We start from the raw sequence: 4,843 nt of genomic DNA, 5'->3' as shown, positions 1-4,843 counted from the left end.
GGCGGCTCGGCCGGCTACGACCACAAGAAGATGGGCATCACCGCGCGCGGCGCCTGGGAATCGGTCAAGCGCCACTTCCGCGAACTCGGCAAGGACATCCAGAACGTCGACTTCTCGGTCGCCGGCATCGGCGACATGAGCGGCGACGTGTTCGGCAACGGCATGCTGCTGTCGCGCCACATCCGCCTGATCGCGGCCTTCGACCACCGCCACGTGTTCATCGACCCGTCGCCGGACGCCGAGGCGAGCTTCGCCGAGCGCGAGCGGCTGTTCGCGCTGCCGCGCTCGTCCTGGGCCGACTACGACGCCGCGCTGATCTCGGCCGGCGGCGGCATCTGGCCGCGCACGGCCAAGTCGATCCCGCTCAGCCCCGAGATGCGCGCCATCCTCGGCACCGACGCGACGCGCCTGTCGCCGGCGGAACTCATCAACACCATCCTGCGTGCGCCGGTCGAGCTGCTGTGGAACGGCGGCATCGGCACCTACGTCAAGGCCGCCGACGAGACGCACGCCGAGGTCGGCGACCGCGCCAACGACGCGATCCGCGTCAACGGCAGCGAGCTGCGCTGCAAGGTGGTCGGCGAGGGCGGCAACCTCGGCTTCACGCAGCGCGGACGCATCGAGTACGCGCGCGCCGGCGGCCACATCCTGACCGATGCCATCGACAACTCGGCCGGCGTCAACTGCTCGGATCACGAGGTCAACATCAAGATCCTGCTGAACCAGATCGTCAGCGCCGGCGACCTGACGCTGAAGCAGCGCAACGAGCTGCTGGCGACGATGACCGACGAGGTCGCCCGTCTGGTGCTGCGCCAGAACGTGCTGCAGCCGCAGACGATCTCGATCGCGGTGCGCGAGGCGCCGGATCTGCTCGGCGACCACGCGCGCGTGATCCGCCAGCTCGAAAAGGCCGGCCGGCTGAACCGGCGCATCGAGTTCCTGCCGCCCGATGACGAGATCGCCGAACGCGAGCAGGCCGGTCAGGGCCTGACGGCGCCGGAAATCGCCGTGCTGCTCGCGTACTCGAAGATCGCGCTGTACGACGAGCTGCTCGATTCCGACGTGCCCGAGGACCCCTACCTCGAACGCGAGCTGCGCGGCTACTTCCCCGAGCCGCTGCGCGAGCGCTACGCCGAGGCGATGGAACGCCACCCGCTGCGGCGCCAGATCATTGCCACGGCGATCACGAACTCGATGCTGAACCACATGGGCTCGACCTTCGCGTTCCGCGTCAGCGAACAGTGCGGCGCGCGCTCGCCGGACATCGCCCGCGCCTACGCCGCGGCGCGCGCGATGTTCGAGGCCCCCAGGCTGTGGGCGGCGATCGACGCGCTCGACAACCGCGCCGCCGCGACGCTGCAGCTCGACATGATCTCGGACACGCAGGCGCTGCTGATGCGCGCCTCGCTGTGGCTGCTGCGCAACCGCCGGCCGCCGATCGCGATCGAGGCCGAGGTCGCGCGCTTCGCGCCCGACATCACGCGCCTGCTGTCGATGAAGAACCTGATGCCGGGCCGCGCCGGTGCGACGCTGCAGGCCGAGGCGGCGCGCCTCGAAGGCCACGGCGTGCCGGCCGAGACCGCCGAGTGGGTCGCGAGCCTGCCGGCGCTGTACTGCACGCTCGACATCATCGAGGTCGCCAATCAGGCGCAGATCGCCGCCGAGCAGGTGGCGCTCGTGTACTTCACGCTGATCGACGCGCTCGAACTCGACTGGCTGGCCGCGACCATCGACCGCCTCGGGGCCGGCAACCACTGGCAGCACCGCGCCCGCAGCGCGCTGCTCGACAACCTCTACACCCAGCAGCGCCGCCTCGCGGCCGCCGTCGTCGCCGAGCGCGGGCCGGAGGAACACCCGCAGCCGTGGATCGACGCCTGGCTCGCCCACAACCACGCCGCGGTCGAACGCCTCGCCGCGGTGCTCACCGACCTCAAGTCCGCCCCGCGCGTCGATTCGTCGATGCTGATGGTGGCGCTCGGGGAGGTCGGGGCGGTGGGGTGAGGCCGCGCAGGAGGCCGGATCATCGATGCATGCATCCGGCCCCGTCAGCGGCAAGTCCTTGTCAGGCCGGCGCCCGGGCTGCTGGAATCCCGTCCCGAATCCATGCAGCCCACTCCACTTCGATGCCCGCTCCCGCGCCCGATGACCTGATCGACGCACTCGCCGGTCTGCCGCCGCAACCGGCGCAGACGCTGTGCGCGCGGCTTGGCATCAGCCAGTCGACGCTGTCGCGCCGGCTTGCACGTAGCGCTGCGCAGGTGCTGCGCATCGGCCGGGCACGCGCGACGCGCTATGCGCTGGCCCGCTCGCTGCCCTCGCTCGGCAGCCACCTGCCGATTCACCGGATCGACGCCGACGGCCGGGTGCTGGCGGTCGGCACGCTGCATGCGCTGAGCGATGGCGGCTGCTGGTGCGAGGCCGTCGACGACACACTCGCCGCCTACCAGTGGGGCGACAACGCCGATGGCGTGCATGCCGGGGTTCCTTATTTTCTGTGGGACATCCGGCCGCAGGGCTTTCTCGGCCGGCTGCTGCCGAAGCAGCGGCCGGAACTCGGGCTGCCGGACAACCTGCTGCACTGGCATGACGATCACCTGCTGATCGCGCTGGCGCGGGCCGGCGAGGATCTGGCCGGCGAGCTGCTGATCGGCGACGAGAGCCTGCTGCGCTGGCAACGGCAGCGGACGCAGGCACCGCTGCCAGCGACCGCCGACACCTATGCGCAGCTCGCCGCTGCCGTGCTGGCCGGCGAGCCGGCCGGATCGAGTGCCGGCGGCGAGCAGCCGAAGTTCGCGGTCACGGTCGCGGATGGCGACAAGGGCGGCCGGCCGGTGCTGGTGAAGTTCTCGCCGCCACGCAGCACGGCAGGCGGGCAGCGCTGGGCCGATCTGCTGGTCTGCGAGGCGCTGGCCCTGGACACCCTGGCCGCGCAGGGGTTTGCAGCCCCCGCGGCGCGCATCGTCGTCGGCGAGGCCCGCACCTTCCTCGAAGTCGAACGCTTCGACCGCTGCGGCGCACACGGCCGGCGGCCGGTGCTGAGCCTGGCCGCGCTCGATGCCGAATACGTCGGCCACGGCAGCGGCTGGTCGCGGGTCGCGGCCGGACTCGCCGCCACCGGCCGGCTGCCGGCCGCGGAAGCGGCGCGCATCGACTGGCTCGATGCCTTCGGTGCGCTGATCGGCAACCACGACCGTCACCTCGGCAATCTGGCGCTGATCCCCGGGCCGGCCGGCCTGCGGCTGGCGCCGGTCTACGACATGCTGCCGATGGCGCTGGCGCCGGATCGCGAAGGCAGCGTGCGCGAAGGGGACGGCCCGCCGCCGGTCCTGCCGGCCGGGCCGCAGCTGATCGCGGCCGCCATCGGCTACTGGTCCCGCATCGCCGCCGACGAACGCATCTCGGCGCCCTTCCGGGCGCTCGCCACGCGCCGCGCCGGGGCGCTCGCGGCACCGGCCGGCCGCAATGGCATCCGCCTTGACCTGGAAGGATGACTTCCCCCGCCCCCTTGCGTACCCTCCCGCACTTTCGCGACCGGCCGCCAACGATGACCGACACTCCGACGCTGCGCATCGCCACCCGCAAGAGTCCGCTCGCCCTGTGGCAGGCCGAGCACGTTGCCGCGCGCCTGCGCGCCGCGCATCCGGGGCTGGCAGTCGAGCTGGTCGGCATGAGCACGCAGGGCGACCGCATCCTCGACAGCCCGCTCGCCAAGGTCGGCGGCAAGGGCCTGTTCGTGAAGGAACTCGAAGTCGCGCTGCTCGACGGGCGCGCCGACATCGCCGTGCATTCAATGAAGGACGTGCCGGTCGAATTTCCGGATGGCCTGCACCTGCCGGTGATCCTGGAGCGCGAGGACCCGCGCGATGCCTTCGTCTCGAACGCGTACGCGCGCTTTGAAGACCTGCCGCAGGGCGCGCGCGTCGGCACCTCCAGCCTGCGCCGCCAGTGCCAGCTCGCCGCGCGCCGGCCGGATATCGTCATCGACAGCCTGCGCGGCAACGTCAACTCGCGGCTCGCGAAGCTCGATGCCGGCCAGTTCGACGCGATCATCCTCGCCGCCGCCGGCCTCAAGCGTCTCGGCTTCGCCGACCGCATCCGCTGCGAACTCGAACCCGAAACCAGCCTGCCGGCGATCGGTCAGGGCGCGATCGGCATCGAATGCCGGCGCGACGATGCGCGCACCGGGGCGCTGATCGCGGTGCTCGATGACCCCGACACGCACCTGCGCCTGCGCGCCGAGCGTGCGCTGAACACGCGCCTCAAAGGCGGCTGTCAGGTGCCGATCGCCGGGCACGCGATCCTCGACGGCGACCAGCTCTGGCTGCGCGGACTGGTCGGCGAGCCGGACGGCAGCCGCACGCTGCGCGCCGAACGGCGCGGTCCGGCGAGCGAGGCCGAAGCGCTCGGCGTGCAGCTCGCCGAGGACCTGCTCGCGCTCGGTGCCGACGTGATCCTCGCGCGCGTGTTCGGCGCGCAGCCCTGAACGCCGGAGCGGCACGGCGATGAGCACGGCCCTGAAGGGCCTGCAGGTGCTGGTGACGCGCCCGGCGGCGCAGTCCGGCGCGCTCGCCGGTGCGATCGAGGCCGCCGGCGGGTTCGTGCGCAGCTTCCCGGCGCTGGCGATCCTGCCGCCGCAGGACCCGTCCGCGGCCTGCGCCGCGCTCGACCGGCTGCCGGGCTGCGCGCTCGCGATCGTGACCAGCGCCAACGTCGTCGCGCTGCTGCGCCCCTGGCTGGCCGCGCGCGGCGGCTGGCCGGACGGGGTCGGCTGTCTGGCGATCGGCGGGGCGAGTGCGCGTGCGGTGCGCGAGCTCGGCGTGCCGGTCGCGCACGACACGCCGGG

The 4,843-nt window shown here is 72.5% G+C and carries 4 protein-coding genes; all 4 read left to right on the top strand.

The window, feature by feature from the left end:
- Positions 1-2,001: NAD-glutamate dehydrogenase domain-containing protein (locus tag PKE44_RS15090; RefSeq protein ID WP_324552649.1), on the top strand; the 2,001-nt coding region annotated here is incomplete at its 5' end.
- 122 nt (positions 2,002-2,123) lie between these two features.
- Positions 2,124-3,491 carry a type II toxin-antitoxin system HipA family toxin YjjJ gene (gene yjjJ / locus PKE44_RS15085; RefSeq protein ID WP_324552647.1) on the top strand — a complete coding sequence of 456 codons (1,368 nt, stop codon included), beginning with the start codon at positions 2,124-2,126 and terminating at the stop codon, positions 3,489-3,491.
- Positions 3,492-3,544: 53 nt separating this feature from the next.
- Entirely contained in the window at positions 3,545-4,483 is a 939-nt protein-coding gene (gene hemC, locus PKE44_RS15080) for a hydroxymethylbilane synthase (protein ID WP_324552645.1), read from the top strand.
- 19 nt (positions 4,484-4,502) lie between these two features.
- Positions 4,503-4,843: uroporphyrinogen-III synthase (locus PKE44_RS15075; RefSeq protein ID WP_324552643.1), on the top strand; the 341-nt coding region annotated here is incomplete at its 3' end.

Source organism: Plasticicumulans sp. (assembly GCF_035331805.1).
Lineage (GTDB): Bacteria > Pseudomonadota > Gammaproteobacteria > Competibacterales > Competibacteraceae > Plasticicumulans.
Note: the sequence above shows the minus strand (reverse complement) of the source record. Positions and strands in the feature narration are given on the sequence as shown.